Annotated in this window: 2 protein-coding genes; both read right to left on the bottom strand. The window is 40.0% G+C overall.

Features of this window, described 5'->3' with window-relative positions:
• Positions 1–206: 206 nt before the first annotated feature.
• Positions 207–1,112 carry an IS3 family transposase gene (locus tag H6A61_RS15210; protein ID WP_204394742.1) on the bottom strand — a complete coding sequence of 302 codons (906 nt, stop codon included), beginning with the start codon at positions 1,110–1,112 and terminating at the stop codon, positions 207–209.
• Positions 1,112–1,300 (bottom strand): hypothetical protein, encoded by a 189-nt coding sequence (locus H6A61_RS16045; protein ID WP_239469256.1) that lies wholly within the window; start codon positions 1,298–1,300, stop codon positions 1,112–1,114. Before H6A61_RS16045 ends, H6A61_RS15210 begins: the two co-directional genes overlap by 1 nt.
• Positions 1,301–1,508 lie beyond the last annotated feature (208 nt).

Below are 1,508 nucleotides of genomic sequence, written 5' to 3'. Positions count from 1 at the left end.
TGAAGTGTACTGAATTTGGTTGTCAGTTTGTGTTGTAACTCCTGACCAAGTTGACTGGTTAAACATTATATTCCTAACAAGGTTGTCAGTTATGCAAAAGTACAACAAAAGTACCTCTCTCACAACCTTCAACTTTAAAAAAACTCATCGCTCGGGGAGCGCCGTGCGGCAAGGGGCGTGAGCACACGTCCCGACGAGCACATCCATCAGTTATGTTTATAATTCATGAGTGGGTTCACACTTTTTCCCGTCAGTATCTCCATTGGGGTTTTCATTCCAAGTGCCTTATGTGGTCTGGCATTATTATACATTTCAATGGACTTACTTATAGCTTCCTGTGCCTGTTCAAAGGTCAGATTTCCATCATTGAAGAGCCAGCCGTTTTTTAGCGTATTGTTCATTCTCTCTGCAAGAGCATTATGAAGCGGATCACCGGTCTGTGTCATACTTATTCTTATGTTATTGGATAACAGAGTTTTTGTATATTCCTTCGAGGCATACTGTATTCCTCTGTCAGAGTGATGTATCATATTGCTTATGTTTATGCCATATCTATGATATGTATCAATTGCCTGGTTTATAGCATTTAACGGGCCTTCTGTTCCCAGGGTTCTACTCAGACAATGGCCTACGATATACCTGCTGTATGCATCCGTAACAAGTGACAGATAGGCGAAACCTTCCAATGTATAGACATAAGTGATATCACATACCACCAGGGAGCCATTCCTGACAGGTTTGAACTTAGGAGAGGTGTTTATCAAATCCTCATAAAGACGGTAACCATGTCCTGAATAAGTAGTACGGGGACGGTATTTCGTTCTTCTCAACATCAGACCGTTTGAACGGAGAATATTATAGAACTTGTCCCTGCCTATTGTAAACTTATCTTTAAAACGTTCACGGCAAAGCTCGTAAAGCTCCCGGCATCCAGATTTGGGAAGATTCTCGTTTTCACGAACATACATACAGAAAAGCACTATACTGGCCGTCAAAATATCTAATTCTGAGGATGTATCGTTATGTTTATAGTATCCCTGTGCCGATATGCCAAGCAACCGACAGAGTGGACGTACGGGATATTGATGTCCACTCTGCGATAACTTCCTGATTACTTGGCATCTGAGTTTTTTCTTACAGGAATATTATATGTCTTCTCTGCAAGGTCTATCATACAGTCGTATGCATCACGTGCCATGTTTGAACGTTTCAGTTCTGCTTCCAGGGACTTTATCTTCTTTGCCAGCTCATATATCTGGTCATGAAGTTCCTGTTCTGTCTGACTTAATTTCTTACTCATAACGGGACTTGGTTTATCTTCAAGTCCAAAGATACGAAGCCAACGCTGAATTGTTGTCCTTTTAAGACCTTTTTCTCGTTCAAATTGACTTTGATTAAATGAAGAGGACAAATATTCCTCCAAATAAGACAAACATTCTTCTTTTGAATACTTTCTATATTCACGCATGTTACTAAATAATTTGTGTCAACTTATTTAGTACACTACA

The sequence above is a fragment of the Bacteroides caecigallinarum genome (assembly GCF_016901995.1).
Taxonomy (GTDB): domain Bacteria; phylum Bacteroidota; class Bacteroidia; order Bacteroidales; family Bacteroidaceae; genus Phocaeicola; species Phocaeicola cellulolyticus.
Note: the sequence above shows the minus strand (reverse complement) of the source record. Positions and strands in the feature narration are given on the sequence as shown.

Excerpts from the sequence above, each read along its gene's own strand:
- H6A61_RS16045 (WP_239469256.1), bottom strand. The coding sequence starts at position 1,300 with ATGAGTAAGAAATTAAGTCAGACAGAACAGGAACTTCATGACCAGATA.